Here is a 20,456-nt window from a genome sequence, read left to right as displayed (position 1 = left end):
TCCATGTATCCATCCTTTTTGCCGCCGCTAGTCCAGCAACTTACCGAATCTGAGGCAATACACCTCGCCCAAAGTATGCAACGGGTGGCGATCGCCACACCGCTCCAAGCTGATCCGATCTTGACTAATTTTGTTCATCAAGGTGGCGGCAAGCCGGATATTCTCTTAATCCATGGTTTCGACAGTTCTGTTCTCGAATACCGCTATTTGATTCCTGAACTGGCTAAGGACCATACTGTTTGGGCTGTAGATCTCCTTAGTTTTGGCTTTACGGAACGGCCCGAAAATCTCGCGTTTACTCCAGAAACTTTAAAAACTCACCTCTACCACTTTTGGCAACAGCAAATCAATCGCCCGGTGGTGGTGGTGGGAGCATCCATGGGAGGGGCTGTGGCCCTCGATTTTGCCCTGAGTTACCCCGATGTGGTCAAGCAAATTGTGCTCTTAGATAGTGCAGGTTTGGCGCCAAAACCCTTCAGTCGCTTTGCGATGGTGCCGCCCCTAGACCGTTGGGCCACCCAATTTCTAGGTAGCATGAATGTCCGGCGAAAAATTTGCCAGAGTGCCTATTTTGATAAAGCGCGGGTTACTGAAGATGCGGTGCTCTGTGGGGCGATGCATCTACAATGCGATCGCTGGCAAGAGGCATTGATCAATTTCACTAAGGGGGGCGGCTATGGCTCTTTTTATCCCAAGTTGAAACAGATCCAGCAACGGACTCTCATCCTCTGGGGCGAGCAAGACCGGATCCTCGGCACGAAAGCCGCCCACCGTTTCCAGCGGGGCTTACCCAACAGCAGCCTCCACTGGATTCCGAACTGTGGTCACTTGCCCCATGTGGAACAGACCGCCCTGGTGAGTGAAAAAATCTTGGCCTTTTGTCGGACAGCGACGGCGGCGGTAGGCTAAACTGGAGTTAAGTTTTGTTACAGATTTTTGATATTTACTGTTTTAAAAAGAGGTTTTCACCATGGCAGCACCCGAACCCACCGTTAAACCCAATCTCGAAGATCCTAAGTTTGGCTTTAATCTCTATTCTGAAAAACTTAATGGCCGGGCGGCGATGATCGGAATCATCATTGCGATCGCCATTGAACTTCTCACCAAGGAAGGGGTCCTCAGCTGGTTAGGTTTGATCTAGTCATTTCATAAATTTTTTCAAGATGATTTATTCTGGATCTTCCCCGATGATTGTGGGGGAGATTTTTTTCGTTTTCAATATTTTGTCCCCAGTTAAATCAATCGTCTTACCTTTCCCCGCCGATAAACTCTACTCGCGCCCAGAACCGCCATGCTTCGTCTTACGGAAATCAAATTGCCCCTCGACCACGACCCGGAGGCGATCGCCCAGGCCATCTGCCAGAGGCTCAAAATTCAGCCGGATGAATTGCTGGAATATCAAATTTTCAAGCGCAGCTACGATGCCCGTAAGAAGAGCAACATTTACCTGGTCTACATTTTTGATGTGCGTACCACCAAAGATCAAGCCCTCCTGAAACGCTTCAAAAAAGATCCCCATGTGCTCCCCACCCCGGCCATGGCTTACCAGATGGTGGCCCAAGCGCCAGAAAATTGTGCAACTCGGCCCCTGGTGATTGGCATGGGACCCTGTGGGATGTTTGCGGGGCTCATGCTGGCAAAAATGGGTTTCCGGCCGATTGTGCTGGAGCAGGGCAAAACCGTCAATGAGCGCACCAAGGACACGTTTAATTTCTGGAAAAAGAAGGGAGAGTTTAACCCCGAATCCAATGCCCAATTTGGGGAAGGGGGCGCAGGAACTTTTTCCGATGGTAAGCTCTATAGTCAGGTGCGCGATCGCCAACATTACAAGCGCAAAGTCCTCGAAGAATTTGTTGAAGCCGGGGCCAATCCGGAAATTCTCTACATCGCCAAGCCCCACATCGGTACGTTCAAGCTCGTCGGCATTGTCCAAAATATCCGTAAAACCATTGAGTCCCTCGGCGGTGAAATTCGCTTTCAGAGCAAGGTCAAAACCCTCGAACTGGAAAATCAGCAGGTCAAAGGGGTCACCCTGGAAAATGGTGAATTTATCCCCAGCTCCCATGTGGTGCTGGCCATGGGCCATAGTGCCCGGGACACTTTCCAGATGCTCCATGACCAGGGCGTTTACATCGAACCCAAGGCGTTTTCTGTCGGGTTTCGCATCGAACATCCCCAACCCCTGATCGATGAATGTCGCTACGGGGAATTTGCTGGTAATAAAATTCTCGGGGCTGCCGATTATAAGCTCGTTCACCACTGCCAAAATGGGCGATCGGTCTATAGCTTCTGTATGTGTCCGGGGGGCTTAGTGATTGGTGCAACTTCAGAGGAAGGAAAAGTTGTTACTAACGGTATGAGCCAATATTCTCGTAACGAGCGCAACGCCAATGCGGGGATCGTCGTCGGGATTACGCCGGAAGAAGATTTTCCGGGTCATCCCCTCGCCGGGATCGAGTTGCAACGTCGCCTAGAAGCCAGAGCCTTTGAATTGGGTGGCCGGGACTATAGTGCGCCAGGGCAGTTGGTGGGGGATTTCCTCGCGGGTCGTTCTTCTGAGTCGCTGGGCCAAGTCAAGCCTTCCTATGCGCCAGGGGTGAAGTTAACCGACCTCAGCACGGCCCTACCGGACTATGCCATTGAAGCGATTCGGGAGGCGTTGCCGGCCTTTGACAAACAAATCAAAGGGTTTGCCATGGCCGATGCGATGTTGACGGGGGTCGAAACACGCACTTCCTCGCCGATTCGCATTAAACGGGGCCAAGATTACCAAAGCATCAATACCCAAGGCCTCTATCCGGCAGGGGAAGGGGCAGGCTATGCCGGGGGCATTCTCTCGGCGGCCATTGATGGGGTCAAGGTGGCGGAGGCGATCGCCCTAAATATTCTCCAAGGCGAATAATTCAGTAAAATCGCGCTTTTTTTCGGTTTATCTCTTGTTTATAATGGCGCGACGACATTAAATCGTCGCATCGTTCCGTAGCAATTTTTTGAGGTGCAGTAGCGCAAAGCATGACACGGGGAACCAGGACAACGGACATGGAAGTGACGAGTATTCGCCTCGAACGAAAACTCAAGGATAAACTCAAGGAATTAGCTGGCTGCCAAGGCTACCAGGTGTTGATCCGCGATATTCTCTGGAATTATGTCAACCACAATTCTGGTGAGTATCGACCCCAGTTTAGCCCTGCTGATATTCGGGCCACGCTCCAAGCGATCGCCCAAAAAGATGAAACCTGTGTCCTCAGTGGCAAGCGAATCCAAGCTGGCGATGAAATGCTTTTGGGCTTGACGATCCATGGAGATTTTGTGCCCTTAGGGGAAACTCCCACTGTTCTTACCCAAGTCGGGCATTAATCATTTTTCATCTCTGGAGCCACCGTCAGGTAGGTATCTTCTAGGAGAAATGATCCCCGGGGAAACTTCACCGCCCAATAGCCCCCGGGACGGCGATCGCCCAAAATGCCCACATCTCCCACCGCCAGTAAATCCGCTGGACGCAGCATCGGCATCGGATCGGCTGTTTTTAGATAAGGGGGCAATTGCGTAACCTTGACCGTCGTGCCCGTTTTGAACTCTGCCATAGGTTTTTCCTGTGAACCCCTGTAAATATTCCACAGTGCAAATCTTATCAGCAAAAAAACAAAACCCCCACCACTAGGACGGGGGTTAGAATCTCCTTCATTTTATCGATTTCAAGCCATGACCATTGCTGTTATGCATCACGTCCTTGATTTCTGCACAGAAGGAACTAGGCGAAATCCGAAATCCACTATTTTTATCAATCGAGTCGGGATTAGGCAACGCTAAAGAAAATTACGAAGCCAAGGACAGCCCCAAAAACAATCAGCGCGTAGAATTGCACTCGACCATTTTCGATGTATTTCAGCCCTTCGCCACTGAGTAGAGTGGCGATCCCCGTCAGGTTCACCGCACCGTCCACGACGCGATAATCCACTTCGAGAATTTGCCGCGCAATGCGGCGAGTTCCCATGACGAAAACACTGTTATAAATTTCATCGAAATACCATTTGTTCAAGGACAGACGGTATAACGCAGGGAATTTTTCGGCGATCGCCCCCGCATCGATTTTCTTCTGAAGATACATGAAGGAAGCAACGGTAATCCCGATCAAGGCGATCCCCACCGAGTTACCACCCATGATCAAAAATTCCGTGAGGTCGAAATGTTCTGCATGTTCCGCCACTTCCGCCATCTCATTCGGCGAGAAGATAAAACCCTCAAACCGATTCGCCCAAGGCATGCCCAACAGACCAATTAAAGCCGAGGGAACCGCCAAAGCCATCAACGGAAAAGTCATCGATAAAGGAGATTCATGGGGTTTAGAACCGTGGTGATCATCCTTGGCTTCAATCCCTGCCGCTGCGAGCAGTTGCGCTTGAATCTGGTGATCCTTACCGCGAAATTCCCCTTCAAAGGTCATGAAGTACATGCGGAACATATAAAACGCCGTTAAACCCGCCGTTGCCCAGCCAATGAGCCACAGCAGCGGATTCGCTTGGAACGCTAGACCGAGAATTTCATCCTTCGACCAAAACCCTGCAAAAGGCGGAATCCCACAAATTGCCAAGGTGCCGATTAAAAAGGTGGCGGAGGTAATGGGCATGTATTTCCGTAAACCGCCCATCAACCGCATATCCTGCGCGAGGACAGGTTCATGACCGACCACCTCTTCCATGCCGTGAATCACAGAGCCGGAGCCGAGGAAGAGCATCGCCTTAAAGAACGCATGGGTCATCAGGTGGAATAAACCCGCCGAATAGGCACCGATCCCCATCGCCATGACCATATAGCCAAGCTGGGACATGGTGGAATAAGCCAAACCTTTTTTGATGTCGTTCTGGGTGAGGGCGATCGTTGCCCCGAGGAAAGCGGTCGTTGCCCCTGTCCAAGCAATCACATTCATCGCCGCCGGGATCGGTTCAAATACAGGATACATCCGTGCCACGAGGAAAACCCCAGCCGCCACCATCGTTGCCGCGTGAATCAGGGCAGAAATAGGAGTCGGCCCTTCCATCGCATCGGGAAGCCACACATGGAGCGGGAATTGCGCCGATTTCGCCACGGGACCAAGGAAGACCAGGACCGCAAAGACGACGGCAAGTAGGGAACTAATTTGACCTGTGGAGACTAAATCACCAAGGCGATCGCCAATCACATCAAACTCAAAACTCCCCGTTGCCCAGTACAAGCCGAGCATCCCTAGCAGTAAACCAAAATCACCCACGCGGTTCGTGACAAACGCCTTTTGACAAGCCTCTGCTGCTGCCTTACGGTCATACCAAAACCCAATGAGTAGATAGGAACACATCCCCACCAATTCCCAGAAAATGTAGACCTGCACAAGGTTCGGACTAAACACTAGCCCCAACATCGACGAACTAAAAATACTGAGATAGGCATAGAAGCGCACATAACCCGGATCGTGGGCCATGTAGCCATGGGTGTAGATCATCACCAAAAAAGCCACGACCGTCACAATGACCGACATCAATGCACTCAAATGGTCAACGGTGTAGCCCATCCGGAGATGAAAATCTCCCGCCGCTGCCCATTCCAGGGTGTAGGTAAAAGTTTCATGTCCCTGGAGCTGACTCCAGAGCAACCCAAAGGACAGCGCCATCGATGCGCCGATGAGCGTCAAGACAAATACAGCATTCAGTTGCCGTAATTTGTTGGTGAATTTATTTAAAGAAATTAAGCCAATACCGATGATCATTGCCCCAAGTAGGGGAAACACCGGAATCAACCATGCATATTGATAGAGCGGTTCCATTACGAATGCCTAGGTTCTTGCTTTCTAAGTTACACATCCATTGGTGTCGGATTCCCCAAAGTTTGGGTAACAGCACGGGGTTAACCAAGGGCATTTTCCGCTATGGCTTGAGGATGATTGCTCTGTTCGGGCTGTTTTAAATAGACACCAATGGTCAGAGAGTTTGCCCCTCATTGTGACATATCCCCCTAATTCTTCAACGGATTCTCAGATTCGATTGCATTGGCTGATCTGAAATTTCATTATTTCAGGCGATCGCCTGCCTCCCTTTTCAAGCCCGATGGACATTCCAAAATGGGGCAGAGAATCTGAATCTATGGTGATCCCCTCACAAAGCCCAAGAGAGAATGAAACACATATCACAAAACCCCCCGAAAAACCTGATTAACATACGGCTTCAGTCTCCTTTTACTCACAACCCCATAGCGACTAATCCCTAAAAAAACTCAGCTAGGGAGCCTTCTGTCTAAGCCATGCCGTGCCATTAATTCCGAGATGATAAAAATCAGTGATGCTTCCTGACCCGTTCAGCAAAGCATGGGCAGCACAATGATAGTCTAAATAGAGTAAAGCCCTTATAATCTTGACTCTAAAGTGGGAAAAAGTGGTTTGTGCCGACGATCCACCCCCTTTAAGATCAAAAAAACTGATAAATCAAAAATAATTGGGAAACTGCACATAATGTACGGTATCACTAGCACAGCAAACTCTACTGGAAATAACTCCTACGCCAATCGTCTATTCGTTTACGAAGTTGTTGGCCTAGGTGGCGATGGTCGCAACGAAAATGCTCTCCTTCGGAAAAGTGGCACCACATTTATCACTGTGCCCTATGCCAGAATGAACCAGGAAATGCAGCGCATTACCAAATTAGGGGGCAAAATCGTCAGCATTCGTCCCGCAGAAGACGTCGCTGAGGTTGTGAGTGGAGCTCAATCCTCTACTCAAGCATCCGTACAACCTCCTATGGCTTCTTCCACGAAAATCGTTCACCCCAAAACCACTGACACCGATATCCCTGTCAATATCTACCGCCCGAAAACGCCTTTCCTCGGCAAATGTATCGAAAACTATGAATTAGTCGCCGAAGGTGGTAGCGGTACTGTTCGTCACCTTACCTTTGATATTTCCGAAGGCGACCTCCGCTATATCGAAGGTCAAAGTATCGGCATCATTCCCCCCGGCGAAGATAAAAACGGTAAACCCCACAAGCTCAGACTCTATTCGATCGCCTCCACCCGTCACGGCGACATGGAAGATAATAAAACCGTTTCCCTCTGTGTACGCCAACTGGAATACCAAGATCCCGAGTCTGGCGAAACTATCCAAGGGGTTTGTTCTACCTATCTTTGTAACCTCCCTGTCGGCACAGATGACGTCAAAATCACTGGCCCTGTTGGGAAAGAAATGCTCCTTCCCGATGAAGAAGATGCCACCGTCATTATGCTAGCTACAGGTACTGGGATTGCGCCTTTCCGCGCTTTTCTCTGGCGCATGTTTAAAGAGCAGCATGAAGATTACAAATTCAAAGGGAAAGCATGGCTCATCTTCGGTGTTCCCTACACTGCGAATATTCTCTACAAAGAAGATTTCGAAAAAATGGCTGAGGAATATCCCGATAACTTCCGTCTCACCTATGCCATCAGCCGTGAACAGCAAACCGCTGATGGTGGCAAGGTCTATGTCCAAAGCCGCGTGAGTGAATATGCAGACGAACTCTTTGAGATGATCCAAAAACCCAATACCCACGTTTACATGTGTGGTCTGAAGGGCATGCAGCCTCCTATCGATGACACCTTCACCGCTGAGGCGGAAAAGCGCGGCCTCAATTGGGATGATATGCGTCGGGCAATGAAGAAAGAGCACCGCTGGCACGTAGAAGTCTACTAAAAGGCGATCGCCCACTGCTAGTCACACCATCCGTGCATTTTTAGCCAATATCACCTGAGCCCTTGCATCCATTCCTGGCCATGCGGGGCTTTTTTCTGAGAAAGAGTGCGCTACAGTTGAGACAGTAAGCGACCCTTGCTCAGGGATGATCCATTACATTCCTAAAACCAAAAAATCCCAATACAATCACAGGTAATAGATTGCAGCCAAGCACCCTAAGATATGTTTGATCGAAGTCTCCATCAGGTGAATGAGCGACTCAATCGCACCCTAACCCGTAACCAGGTGTTACAACAAGTCACGGATCAAACACGTTCTAAACTCCAGGTTAGTCGCGCTGTTATTTACTACTTCTATCGGGAATGGAAAGGACAAGTCATCATCGAATCCCTGAATCAAAATAGATTTTCGATTTTAGGATCTACAGGGGCCGATGATTGCTTTACGGAGGATTATGCCCAACAGTATCTTCAAGGAAAAATTTTACAAATTTCAGATGTGGGAGCGAGTGGCTTAGATCCCTGTCATTTAACGTTTTTAGCCTCTATCAATGTCCAGGCAGATTTGGTTGCACCGATTATTGTCCAACAGCGATTATGGGGGCTATTGGCAGCTCATCACCATGAAATGCGTCCCTGGTCAATCGCAGACGTAGAATTCATCAAAAATCAAGCCCAAAGCCTCAGTACGGATTTACAACAAATGGGCTAGAAAGACTATCCATAGACTGGGGCAAACATGGCCATGTATAAAAAAACACAATTCACTAGCCAAGGTTCTCCTTTTTGATGTATATGTTGGCGTAAGTCTGTAAATAATTTATTTTTATGCTTTCCCTTGATTTGATGTCGCATACCCTAGACGCTGAACTATCGACGAAAGCACGGATCCTCGTCGTGGAAGATGAAGCGGTCATTCGTGACATGATTGTGATGGGCCTAGAAGAAGAAGGCTATGAAGTCTTTTTCGCAGACAATGGTCGGACAGGTCTGAATATGCTGCAGAACCCAGAATTTAATGCTCCGGATATGCCTCTAGACCTCGTCATCCTAGACATTATGCTGCCAGAGGTGAATGGTCTAGATTTGTGCCGCTTCTTGAGATATCAAGGGAATACTATTCCCATTCTTGTGCTCAGTGCCAAAGCCAGTGAAACAGACCGTGTTCTGGGTCTTGAGGTGGGAGCCGATGACTATCTCACCAAACCATTTAGCTTGCGAGAATTAGTGGCGCGGTGTCGTGCGCTGTTGCGACGACAGCAATTTATTCGGAGTACCCCCAAAAATTCTGTACGTCAGTTTAAAGATATTTCTTTGTTCCCCGAAGAATGTCGTGTGATGGTGCGGGGAGAAGAGGTCAATCTATCACCGAAAGAATATCGACTTCTAGAACTATTTATGAGCTATCCTCGACGGGTTTGGTCCCGAGATCAGCTCATTGAACAAGTTTGGGGGGCTGATTTTCTTGGGGATACAAAAACTGTCGATGTACATATCCGTTGGCTACGGGAAAAACTAGAACTAGACCCCAGTCAACCAGAATATTTGATCACAGTGCGGGGTTTTGGTTATCGATTTGGCTAAATAATGTGGCGTGGAATGGGCCAGAGTAAAAAAGTAATCATCATTTTTACCCTGGCAATTATCACAGGAAGAAGACTCCCAGACCACTAAAACAAGACCATGGGATCTGAGCATAGCAGCCGAGACTTACTGGTTTAGATCCCGCCTAGGATGCGGCCCAGTGAAAATATCTGGGGTGCCAGTCTTGCATGATATTAGGGTTGGGGTAAAAGATTTTGTCTAGATGGTGACAAAAAACGTTTTAAAAAATTGTGGCGATCGCCGCAAGAAAACCGTAGCTAAGTCAGCTTAAAAATCATAGAGGCCGGGTGCATAAGATTCGACGACATTACCTGTTTCTTCGCAGCTAACCAACAAGTAATCGCAGGCGTCGCAGGTGGTTTCCCGCAAGCTAGAATTATGAAAATAACGACGAAGAGCCGGAGCACCACAATTGGGACAAGGAAGCGAATACGAACAGTCCATGGCTTTGTCCTGAATTCTAAAAAAATTAAGGTCTGTAATCTTGATACTTGTTTGAAGTTTCATTTAAAAGCTTTTAAATGCAATTGAGTTGATCCCACTCATATTCTCTTCGCTTTTTTCTTGATCCTAAGCATACTTAAGACTAATTTAATTTTTTGCCGAAAAATAACCAGAAAATAATTTGAAATTTTCCTTCCCTTTAAAGAAAAGTTAACAAATAAGCAATGTTCTCCTGTCCCTTTATGTTGAGAACATATTCATATCTCTACGCCTCATCAGCCCAGGGCCAGGAATGTTGGAGGAGAGGGAATGGGCTAAGATGACGGGCAGTCATCGTCGAAAAAAAACTATGGAATCTCTTGCTTGGCAAGTTGTCAAACCCTACAAAGATATTGTCTACCAAAAGTTGGATGGCATTGCAAAGATTACGATTAACCGTCCCCACAAACGCAATGCCTTTAGGCCCCAAACGGTTTTTGAAATGTATGAGGCTTTTTGTGATGCCCGCGAAGACCCTGCTATTGGTGTCGTTCTGCTGACTGGTGCTGGCCCCCATACGGATGGCAAATATGCATTTTGCTCAGGCGGGGATCAATCAGTGCGGGGTGTGGGAGGTTACGTAGACCAGGATGGTGTGCCTCGCCTAAATGTTCTGGATCTCCAAAAATTAATCCGCTCGATGCCTAAGGTGGTCATCGCCCTTGTCGCTGGTTATGCCATTGGTGGGGGCCATGTGCTGCATCTCCTATGTGATTTAACCATTGCAGCGGACAATGCAATTTTTGGGCAAACAGGGCCAAAGGTAGGGAGCTTTGATGGTGGATTTGGGGCCAGTTATATGGCACGAATCGTCGGTCAAAAGAAAGCGCGGGAAATATGGTTTCTTTGTCGTCAGTATGATGCCAATGAAGCTCTAGATATGGGCTTGGTCAACCGAGTTGTTCCTGTTGAACAATTGGAGGCAGAGGGCGTGCAATGGGCACGGGAAGTGTTGGACAAAAGCCCGATCGCCATTCGTTGTCTCAAGGCGGCTCTCAATGCTGATTGTGACGGTCAAGTCGGTCTGCAAGAGCTGGCTGGTAATGCGACGATGCTCTACTACATGACCGCCGAAGGCCAAGAAGGAAAACAAGCATTTCTGGAGAAGCGATCGCCTGATTTTCGGCAATATCCTTGGTTGCCCTAGGAACGCGCTGTTGATCCCATCATTGGGAAACGGCAGGCGATCGCCCAAGGAAGGTCACGATTCATTACCACTAAAGGATCCCAATTTGGTAGAGTAGATCCGATATAAAACCGGATAGCTTGTCCCTATTAGATCCCAGACTTTAAAAAAACCAAGTGGAACGGACAAGATTAGTTCCGCCCTGAGATTGACAAAAAGAGGTTAATCATGAAGTTACGTTCGTTATTAGCAGCCGTTTTGGCTCTGTGCATCGGCGTGCTCACTGCCTGTAGCGAAGCACCCGATGCCGCAACCGTCGATGTCAAGCAATTAACATACGACGAAATTCTCAATACAGGTCTCGCGAACTCCTGCCCCCAAATCGCCAACTTTACCCGGGGTTCCATTGCGATCGCCCCCGGCCAAACCATCGAATTTTCTGACCTTTGTTTAGAGCCCCAAACCTACTTCGTTAAAGAAGAGCCCCTCAACAAACGTCGGGAAGCCGAATTTATTGAAGGGAAGCCCCTAACCCGTTACACCTCTTCTCTCGAACAAATGACCGGGAAGATTAGCGCTGATAACGATGGGATTTTGACCTTCGTAGAAGAAGATGGGATTGACTTCCAGCCAGTAACTGTCCAGTTGCCCGGTGGCGATCAAGTGCCTTTCCTTTTCACCATCAAAAACCTGGTGGCCAGCACTTCTACCCCGTCTGATTCGATCAATACATCCACCGACTTTGTGGGCAAATTCCGCGTCCCCGCTTACCGCGGTGCCGTCTTCCTCGATCCAAAAGCCCGGGGTGTTTCCAGTGGTTATGACAACGCCGTTGCCCTGCCTTCCCAAGCAGACAATAGTGAGTTGACCCGTGCCAACGTCAAGCAGTACGATGCGCGCACTGGTGAAATTTCTCTCCAGATCGCTAAAATTGACGAAAAAACAGGGGAAATCGCTGGCACTTTTGAAAGTGAGCAAACTTCCTCCACTGACATGGGTGCAGAAGATCCCGAAGAAGTCCGGATTCGCGGTATTTTCTACGCTCGCTTAAAAGCGGCTTAATTTAAAACTTCTCAAATACTGTTCAATCGAGGGGCGGCATAGCCCCTTTTTTTGTGGGCCATAAGCAATTGTGGGATTGGTTTCGGTGGCGATCGCCCCACAGAAACCAATCTTTTTATGGCACTGTCCATGCCCATTAAAAATCTGGAGCCTTTAGACCCCAGAGCTAAAATACAACACCACCAAGAACTGGTCTAGGACAGCGTATCTAAATAATCGCGCATCATGTTGCGGCGCTTTGGTTGACGGAGCTTTTGGAGCGCTTTCGCCTCAATTTGACGCACCCGCTCCCGGGACAACTCCAACATCCGGCCAATTTCTGCTAGGGAATAGGTTTTCCCGTCACCCAAGCCATAGCGCAATTGAATGACCTCTCGCTCACGATCGGTGAGTTCTGTGAGGAGATTTTCTAAGTCTCGCTGGAGAGACTCCCGCACAAGGTTTTCTTCAGGGGAAGCATCTTGGGTTTCTAAAAGATCACCTAACTCTGTGTCACGATCTTTCCCCACACGGATTTCCAGGGAAACCGAGCGGGGCACTTTTTGGAGCACCTCCCGTACCTGTTCGGCAGTCATATCGAGGGATTGGGCCACGTCTTCGATGCTGGGGGTACAGCCTTGGGTCTGGGAAATTTGTCGTTGGGCTTTTTTGATTTTATTGAGTTTTTCGGTGACATGGACAGGGAGTCGAATGGTACGACTTTGGGTGGCGATCGCCCGGGTAATGCCCTGACGAATCCACCAATAAGCATAGGTTGAAAAGCGATAACCCTTTGTCGGGTCAAACTTATCCACCGCCCGTTCTAAGCCGAGAGTGCCCTCTTGAATCAGATCTAACAGTTCTAAACCACGGTTTTGGTATTTTTTAGCGACAGACACCACCAAGCGGAGGTTTGCCTGAATCATATGTTCCTTTGCCTTGGCTCCAGCTTTGAGAACTGAATCAAGCTCCTTGACCGTCAGTCCCACTAAGTCAGCCCACCGCTGCTTGCCCTGACGAATGTTTTCCCGGAGAACGTCCCGGTCTAGACCCATCTCCTGGGCCCAGCGACTGATCGGGGGGCGACAGCCCAATTCGATGGCCAGTCGGTCATGGATATTGATGCACTTAAGAAATTCTGCCAGTACTGCATCGCCAGCGTCTGCCCCCCCTTGTCGTTTTTCCAAAAGCTGGATATAATTTTGGACCTTGCGTGCTTCCGTTAATTCCTCATCACGTTCGAGCAACGGTACGCGCCCAATGTCCTGTAAATAAAGCCTCACCAAGTCTGTGGTTTGGCCATTCCGAAGACTGGTTTCGTCGGGATCAAATAGGGCCAACTCATCACTGCTAATGGGGTCGGTAAGGGAGTCAAAGGAACCTTGGCTCTTAGACTGCTTGGCAATGGTCATAATGGCGACTCTCCTGAAAATATTAGGGGGGTGCTTAACCTTAAATTTCCCTGAATAAAAGTCCTTTTCAAGGTTTTGATATATAACGTAACATTTTGGCGGTCAGACAAAGGCGATCGCCACTACTGTTTTATGTCAAATTTTCATGACAAAACTGGCAGATTTTACGGTTACAAAAACAAAAAAATATAGGCTAATTGCCATTATTTTGTCAGCGTTTATACACACGAATACCAGGCGATCGTTCCCAAAGCGAACAAACTCGAAAAAGCGAATTTGCAACGGTTTCAGCGACCCCATACAATGAAGACCACGCCACAAAAAATGGTTTTTTGTACCGTACCGATCAATACAATTCACTTGCTTTTCCCGTTGCATTATTAGTCCTAAACCATTCAGGTACTGTGAGATTGACCATGACCAACCAAACCCGCATTTTGATGTGTTCTCCTGAATATTATGAGGTGGACTACGTCATCAACCCTTGGATGGAAGGGAACGTCCACAAATCATCCCAAGCCCAGGCGATCGCCCAATGGCAGGGGTTATACAAAATCATCAAAGAATATGCGATCGTTGATCTCATCCCCCCCGCCAAAGGCTGGCCCGATATGGTTTTCACCGCCAATGCTGGCCTTGTGCTCGGACAAAAAGCCATTCTCAGTCGCTTCTACCATCCCGAACGTCAGGGAGAAGAGCCTTTCTTTAAACAATGGTTCGCTGACCATGGCTTTCAAGTCTATGAATTGCCCCAGGATCTGCCCTTCGAGGGGGCGGGGGATGCTCTCTTTGACCGAGAAAGTGGCGCCCTGTGGGCTGGCTATGGTTTCCGGTCCGAATTAGATTCCCATGCCTATATTGCCCAGTGGCTTGATGTGGAAGTGTTGTCCTTACGCCTCATTGATCCCCGTTTTTATCATCTCGATACCTGTTTTTGTCCCCTCAGTGGTGGTTATCTCCTCTACTATCCACCTGCCTTTGATACTTATTCCAATGCCTTGATTGAACGGCGCATTCCCGAAAATAAGCGGCTTATTGTGCCGGAACCTGATGCGGTGAACTTCGCCTGTAATGCGGTGAATGTAGGCAATGTGATCATCATGAATAAAATCAGCGCAGAACTGGAACAGGCGATCGCCGAAAAAGGATTCCAGGTCAAACAAACTGCCCTCACAGAATTCCTAAAAGCTGGGGGGGCCGCAAAATGCCTAACCCTCAAGACCACAGAACCCATCCAAGCTAAAGCCCAAGCCAATGCTCCCGTCGACAGCCGGATTGTTCACCTGGAAGGACATCTCCTCGATGCTGGTATTTTGAACCAAGCCTTGGATTTGATCAATGAACAAGGAGGCAGCGCTAAGGTACTCAACTTCAACCTCGGCATTGAACGCAAAAACACTTCCTCAGCCAATGTGCGGGTGTCGGCTCCTTCCGCAACCACCATGGAAGATATTATGTCAGCCCTGATTGAAATGGGGGCAATTAGTACCACTGAGGACGAAATCCAAGATGCCAACCTTGAAATGGTCAGTCAAATGGGAGTGGCACCCGATGATTTTTATGTGACGAATATCTATCCGACGGAAGTGCGAGTCAAAGGCCAATGGATCAAGGTGCAGCAGCAACGGATGGATGGGGCGATCGCCATCACCGAAAACAATGGCACAATTACTGCCCGTTGCCGCCTACTGCGGGATCTCCAGGTGGGTGAAAAGGTCGTGGTCGGTGTCGATGGTATTCGTACCCACCACAAAGTGAAAAATCGCAACACCACTGAAAAACAAGAATTCAGCTTCATGGGTGCTGGGGTTTCTAGTGAGCGTCGGGTAGAACTGGTGGTCGAACAAATCGCCTGGGAACTGCAAAAAATTCGGGCCCAAGGGGGGAAAGTCGTCGTCACCGCTGGCCCCGTGGTGATCCATACGGGAGGGGCACAACATCTCGCTAGCTTAATTCGTCGGGGTTATGTCCATACGCTATTAGGAGGCAATGCGATCGCCGTCCATGATATTGAACAATCTATGATGGGCACTTCTCTCGGCGTCGATATGAACAAAGGTATGCCCGTGCGCGGTGGCCACCGCCATCATTTAAAAGTCATTAACACCATCCGTCGCTGTGGCAGCATCGCCAATGCTGTCTCCCAGGGACTCATCACCAAAGGGGTAATGTACGAGTGCGTTAAAAATAATGTGCCCTTTTGCCTTGCGGGTTCCATTCGCGATGATGGCCCCCTCCCTGATACAGAAATGGATCTAATCCGCGCCCAGGAAGAATATGCCCGTCTTCTGGAAGGTACTAACATGATCTTGATGTTATCGACCATGCTCCATTCCATTGGTGTTGGGAATATGACCCCCGCCGGAGTGAAAATGGTTTGCGTTGATATTAACCCTGCTGTTGTCACTAAATTAAGCGATCGCGGTTCCGTAGAATCCGTCGGGGTGGTGACCGACGTGGGTCTGTTCCTGAGCCTCTTAACCAGGCAACTTGATCGTCTGAACCAAGAAGCGATCACCGTTGCTTAGTTGAGCCCACAACACCAAAGAAGATATTCCCTAAATCCTTTGCTCCAGAGAGATTCAAGACCGCCAGACTCCCCAGGAAATAACCCCGGCGAGCCTGGCGGTTCGCCCTCCTGTGTAATGGCAACAAAAACATTGGCGATCGCCCATAAAAAACACTAGGTAAGAAATTTAAATCACTTTCTTACCTAGTGAAAACAAAGGGTATTTTAGGGAAGAGTAGCGGTCTCTTGTGACGAAGAAAACAGTCTCATCTCCCCAATTGTTATGTCTATTCGTCGCGGGGACGTGCCTTATTTACTTTCATGTCGCGGCCCATCCAGCTCGCTCCATCAAGGGCTTCGATCGCCTTATCTTCTTCTTCATCACTAGACATTTCTACAAAGCCGAAACCGCGCTTTCTCTGGGTTTCACGGTCTACAGGTAAATAGACACGCTTTACTTTGCCATAGTCATTGAACACTTCACGAAGATCGTCTTCTTCTACCGCGTAGTCGAGGTTTCCAACGTAAATTGACATAAAAATTGTCTCCTTAAAGATGACTTAATCTGTGCATCGGGGAAGGAGAGTTCGTAGTCGTATCGGGCGGGGAGATTTTCTGTCAATACTGTCGTAACCGAACACAATACCAAACGAGACAAAACCGTAACCGAGTACTTTCGAATTCTTTTGATTCCCAACGTTACTAGGCTAACACAGTCAAAAAAGTAAACACAAGTTCCGGAAGCAGTTGTTTTGTACAATGAATAAAGTTTTATGAAGCACCCTTTTCACTTTACTGATAGTCTGAGCACTTGTACTTAAATAAGGCCAGGGTTATCCTTTTTTCAGCCATCACTCTGATTTCCCAGGCGCTTTTTGGCAGCAAATTTCGAGGCGAAACGATCCACCAAGATGACTACATCTGCTAAACATACTGAGCTACGCCAGTTGGTCCGAAGCCAATTGCTGATTTTATTGGAATCGAATAATTTACAGGGGGCTAAATCATTATTGGTGCCTGTTCAGCCCGTTGATATTGCTGAGGCGATCGAAGATTTGCCAGAGTCGATGCAGGTGATCGCCTTTCGTTTACTCTCCAAAGCTGAGGCCATCGAAGTCTATGAATATCTCGATTCCTCTGTGCAGCAAGCCCTTGTGCAAAAGTTCAAACGTCAGGAGGTACAAGATGTCGTTGACCAGATGTCTCCCGATGACCGGGTGCGTCTTTTTGATGAACTGCCCGCTAAGATTGTCCGGCAACTGCTAGAGCAACTGAGCCCAGAAGAAAGACAAGCCACGAACTTACTTTTGGGCTACGAAGAGGATACTGCGGGTCGGGTGATGACCCCAGAATACATCTCCCTCAAAGAAACCTTTACGGTTGCTGAGACCATTGAGCGAATTCGTCAACAGGCCAACAAATCAGAAATCATCTACTACCTCTATGTCACCAATGCTTCTCGCCAGCTCGTTGGGATCGTTTCCCTACGAGATTTGGTCATTGCAGACTTGGATCTGCCGCTATCGGCAATTATGACCCGGGATGTGGTTTCGGTGCATACGGATACAGACCAAGAGGAAGTGGCCCGGACCATCCAACGCTATGACCTATTGGCCTTGCCAGTGGTAGACCGAGAAAACCGTCTGGTCGGCGTGGTGACGGTTGATGATGTGATTGACATTATTGAGCAAGAAACGACCGAAGATATTTATGCTCTGGGGGGTCTGCAGACGGATGGGGATAATTATTTCCAGATGAACCTATGGACAGTGGCACGACAACGGGTAGTGTGGCTGTTTGTGCTGTTGATTACAAATACGTTTACGGGCTGGATCATTAAATCTCAGGAAACATTACTGCAAGAGGTGGTGATTCTTGCTGCGTTTATTCCGCTCCTCACAGGGACGGGGGGAAATGTGGGGGCCCAGTCTTCAACGGTGGTGATCCGGGGTCTGAACACCGAAGATCTCAATGATCTAGGGCCAGGAAAAGTGGTTATCCGTGAGGCGATCGCCGGGGCATTGTTGGGGCTCATCTTAGGCACTGTGGTGATTATTTGGGCCTATTTTCTCCAGGGAGATCTGGCGGTGGCAATTTCGGTGGGTGTCAGCTTGGTGGCGATCGCGGTATTGGCTTCTGTGGCAGGCTCTTCGTTACCTTTCCTATTCCGCTACTTGGGCCTGGACCCGGCCTTAATGTCCGCTCCTTTTATCACGACCGCAGTAGATGTGATTGGCGTTTTGATTTACTTCAATATCGCTCGGCTGATGTTGGGGTTATGATGGGGCGGATAAAGTTACACGGAGATGCCCATGCCAACGGGGAAAAAGCAACAACGATTTGAGATAGCAGAATTTGGTTTACTGCTCCTTGCATTGTTGGTGTGGCTCTGGGAGTGGCGTCTAGGCGGTGGGTATCTCATCACAACCCTATTACTCTGGGGGGCAGTCGGGCTAAGTTTTTTTAATCGTCTCGCCCAACAAAAACAGCAACGGCGGCAGACCCTTGGGATGCTCAGGGGGCTAGAGCAACGGATTCAGGCGCAGTTCAAAGACGCCCTCGAACCCTTGGAGGCAAAAATTCGCCAAGCAACTGAGCATAGGAGTCATCCGAAGCAAGTGGAGACGGAGGAGGAGCTTCAAACCTATCTCCACAGTTTTGAAACTGCTTTAACCCAGGTGGTGCAATATTTAAACCAAGCGGCCTTAGATGAGCGCTTGACCAATCTGGAACAGGCTTTTTTAGCACAGCATCAGGAGCCGGCTACTCAGCGATCGGCTCCAGGGCTTGCGGTGGGGGCCGATCTAGAGGCGATCGCTGACCCTTGGGAAACGATTTTCCCCACGGCGGCCTCCCCGGAACCGCCCCCAAAACAACAGTGGCAACTCCTAAGAACCTTGGCCGCCCACAAAGATTGTGTGAGTGCTTTAGCGTTTAGCCATGATCAACGGTTTCTTGCCAGCGGTGGTTGGGACCATCAACTCAAGTTGTGGCAGGTGGAAGATGGTAAACAAATTTCCCAGGTGACAGCCCATGACCAGGGGATTCTGAATCTGAAGTTTATCCCATTGGAGGACAGCGCCCAGGGTTTGGCGATCGCCAGCAGTGGTTTTTCCTCAGAAATCAAGCTCTGGCAGCTAGATCTCCAAAGAAGCATTCCCCAATTAGAACTTCAGCAAACCCTAGAGGGGCACCTCGGGGCGGTCTATGCTCTGGCGGTGACGGTAAATAAAAGGCTCATCAGTGGCAGCCACGATCAGACCCTCCGGCAATGGCAACTCCAGGATGGTCGCCTTAGCCAAGAAACCCTTGATCTTAATGATCAAATTCAGGCGATCGCCCTAGCGCCCCAAGAAAATCTGTTTATCAGTGGGGGGACAGAAGGTGTACTGAAATTTTGGCGCACCCCAGACCACCACCTGCTTGGTAGCCTTAAAAATGATCCCGCTGAAACCATTCAGGCGATCGCCATTCGCGCTGATGGAAAACTGTTTGCCTCAGGCGGCGATCAGGGGTTAATTCACCTGTGGCAGTTAGATCTCAATACCCTGGCAACTCTCCCTGAAACAGTACCTTGTTTTACCCTGAAAGCCCACGACAAACCAATCACCAAACTCCTATTCAGTGGCCAAGGTAATTTTTTATTTAGTGGCAGCGCCGACAGCACAATCAAAGTTTGGCAATTGGGAATTCCGGAGCCCCTCACTACACTCTATTTCAGTGAAGCCGACCACAGTAATCACCAGCGCCTTCTTTCCCTTGCCCTGAGTGCCGATGGTCGCACCCTCGCCGCCGGGGGATCCGATGGTAGCATCAAGCTTTGGCGACAAATTTAGCCGAAATTTTTAGATAGACCCAGGTTCATGTTGATCCGATGAGAAACAACAGGCTAGGCTAGATCCACTGTTTTTGTGCGGATGTCGAACGTGAAGCGTGTAATTCTAATTCTGTTGACGGTGATCACTCTGGTGCCGCTCTTGTCTTCCCTGTGGGCCAGTTTCCAAGAACCCCAAATCCAGGGGCGTCTAGAGCTGTATCAAACAAACTTGGTGCTCCAGGCGGCAGAATACGACCCCAATTCCGCTTCGAGCACTTCCCCCGAGGCGATCGCCACCCTCGTCACTCAACTGACGGGGCAAGACCCCTACGGGAACGCCATTACTCAGTACCAGAACGTCCTCAGCAGTAGCGAAGCAAATTTGCGGCTCATCCAGGGGAGCTCGGCAAACCGTAGGTCCTCAGCCAACCAAAAGGCGATCGCCGAAACCCGTAGCTTAATTGATGAGCTCCACCTCAAGCTCGGCATCCTCTACGCCACCCAACAACAGTTTGACGCCGCCCGCCAACAATGGGAGAGCATCACAACCACAGATAATTCCCGCCTCACGGACACGGTTCAGACCCTCAAACCCCTCTGGCTCGAAGCGCAAATCCCCGCTGATCTCACTCCCCTAGCCACAGCATCGTTCGAGGCTTGGTTTGAGCAACAAAATTACCAGCAGCTCTATCAACTCCAAGGTAATGCGATCGCCTTGGGGCAGATTCAGCGGCAAATTCAACAGAATGCGCAACAGGCCTTTTTAAAACTCACGGT

General features: G+C 49.2%; 16 protein-coding genes. 12 read left to right on the top strand and 4 right to left on the bottom strand.

The annotated features are described in order from the left end of the window. Positions 1-3 precede the first annotated feature (3 nt). From ACZ45B_RS04870 to ACZ45B_RS04855, 4 genes are all read left to right on the top strand, one after another. Positions 4-909 carry an alpha/beta fold hydrolase gene (locus ACZ45B_RS04870; RefSeq protein WP_024544649.1) on the top strand — a complete coding sequence of 302 codons (906 nt, stop codon included), beginning with the start codon at positions 4-6 and terminating at the stop codon, positions 907-909. 61 nt (positions 910-970) lie between these two features. Next, positions 971-1,141, top strand: a complete 171-nt coding sequence (locus tag ACZ45B_RS04865; RefSeq protein WP_024544650.1) for a hypothetical protein — start codon at positions 971-973, stop codon at positions 1,139-1,141. A 150-nt stretch (positions 1,142-1,291) separates the two neighbouring features. Continuing rightward, positions 1,292-2,902 (top strand): NAD(P)/FAD-dependent oxidoreductase, encoded by a 1,611-nt coding sequence (locus ACZ45B_RS04860; RefSeq protein ID WP_024544651.1) that lies wholly within the window; start codon positions 1,292-1,294, stop codon positions 2,900-2,902. A 110-nt stretch (positions 2,903-3,012) separates the two neighbouring features. Further along, positions 3,013-3,357, top strand: coding sequence for a hypothetical protein (locus tag ACZ45B_RS04855; protein WP_024544652.1), 345 nt, complete (start codon positions 3,013-3,015; stop codon positions 3,355-3,357). On the opposite strand, the gene sipA is transcribed toward ACZ45B_RS04855, so the two are convergent. Both sipA and ACZ45B_RS04845 read right to left on the bottom strand, forming a co-directional pair. Beyond that, a complete protein-coding gene (sipA, locus tag ACZ45B_RS04850; protein WP_024544653.1) occupies positions 3,354-3,584 on the bottom strand; it encodes a regulatory protein SipA in 231 nt (76 codons plus the stop codon). The two genes, ACZ45B_RS04855 and sipA, sit on opposite strands and share 4 nt — an antisense overlap. A gap of 212 nt (positions 3,585-3,796) precedes the next feature. Continuing rightward, positions 3,797-5,797 (bottom strand): NAD(P)H-quinone oxidoreductase subunit 5, encoded by a 2,001-nt coding sequence (locus ACZ45B_RS04845; RefSeq protein ID WP_024544654.1) that lies wholly within the window; start codon positions 5,795-5,797, stop codon positions 3,797-3,799. 681 nt (positions 5,798-6,478) lie between these two features. Here ACZ45B_RS04845 and petH point away from each other — a divergent pair. The 5 genes from petH (at position 6,479) to psbO (ending at position 11,962) form a co-directional block, all read left to right on the top strand. Next, entirely contained in the window at positions 6,479-7,687 is a 1,209-nt protein-coding gene (gene petH, locus ACZ45B_RS04840; RefSeq protein WP_024544655.1) for a ferredoxin--NADP reductase, read from the top strand. 222 nt (positions 7,688-7,909) lie between these two features. Further along, positions 7,910-8,398 carry a GAF domain-containing protein gene (locus ACZ45B_RS04835; RefSeq protein ID WP_024544656.1) on the top strand — a complete coding sequence of 163 codons (489 nt, stop codon included), beginning with the start codon at positions 7,910-7,912 and terminating at the stop codon, positions 8,396-8,398. A 116-nt stretch (positions 8,399-8,514) separates the two neighbouring features. Continuing rightward, positions 8,515-9,270, top strand: coding sequence for a response regulator transcription factor (locus ACZ45B_RS04830; RefSeq protein WP_024544657.1), 756 nt, complete (start codon positions 8,515-8,517; stop codon positions 9,268-9,270). An 814-nt stretch (positions 9,271-10,084) separates the two neighbouring features. Further along, positions 10,085-10,921, top strand: coding sequence for a 1,4-dihydroxy-2-naphthoyl-CoA synthase (gene menB, locus ACZ45B_RS04825; protein ID WP_024544658.1), 837 nt, complete (start codon positions 10,085-10,087; stop codon positions 10,919-10,921). Between the two features lie 207 nt (positions 10,922-11,128). Further along, positions 11,129-11,962 (top strand): photosystem II manganese-stabilizing polypeptide, encoded by an 834-nt coding sequence (gene psbO / locus ACZ45B_RS04820; protein WP_024544659.1) that lies wholly within the window; start codon positions 11,129-11,131, stop codon positions 11,960-11,962. A gap of 194 nt (positions 11,963-12,156) precedes the next feature. Here the strand turns inward: psbO and sigC are convergent, their stop codons facing one another. Continuing rightward, entirely contained in the window at positions 12,157-13,353 is a 1,197-nt protein-coding gene (sigC, locus tag ACZ45B_RS04815; RefSeq protein WP_024544660.1) for an RNA polymerase sigma factor SigC, read from the bottom strand. A 416-nt stretch (positions 13,354-13,769) separates the two neighbouring features. On the opposite strand from sigC, the gene argZ reads away from it, so the two are divergent. Then, complete coding sequence (gene argZ, locus ACZ45B_RS04810; protein WP_464675007.1) at positions 13,770-15,881, top strand: bifunctional arginine dihydrolase/ornithine cyclodeaminase; 2,112 nt, start codon at positions 13,770-13,772, stop codon at positions 15,879-15,881. A gap of 268 nt (positions 15,882-16,149) precedes the next feature. On the opposite strand, the gene ACZ45B_RS04805 is transcribed toward argZ, so the two are convergent. Next, a complete protein-coding gene (locus tag ACZ45B_RS04805) occupies positions 16,150-16,398 on the bottom strand; it encodes an RNA recognition motif domain-containing protein (RefSeq protein ID WP_029681614.1) in 249 nt (82 codons plus the stop codon). Positions 16,399-16,773: 375 nt separating this feature from the next. Between ACZ45B_RS04805 and mgtE the strand changes: the two genes are divergently transcribed. Together mgtE and ACZ45B_RS04795 are read left to right on the top strand one after the other, a co-directional pair. Then, positions 16,774-18,144, top strand: a complete 1,371-nt coding sequence (gene mgtE, locus ACZ45B_RS04800; RefSeq protein WP_024544661.1) for a magnesium transporter — start codon at positions 16,774-16,776, stop codon at positions 18,142-18,144. A 24-nt stretch (positions 18,145-18,168) separates the two neighbouring features. Further along, the gene (locus ACZ45B_RS04795) at positions 18,169-19,698 is read left to right on the top strand and encodes a WD40 repeat domain-containing protein (RefSeq protein ID WP_024544662.1); all 1,530 of its coding nucleotides are present in this window, start codon (positions 18,169-18,171) and stop codon (positions 19,696-19,698) included. Positions 19,699-20,456: the final 758 nt, after the last annotated feature.

This window comes from Picosynechococcus sp. NKBG15041c (assembly GCF_055380235.1).
This window is presented reverse-complemented; position numbering and strand designations above follow the sequence as displayed.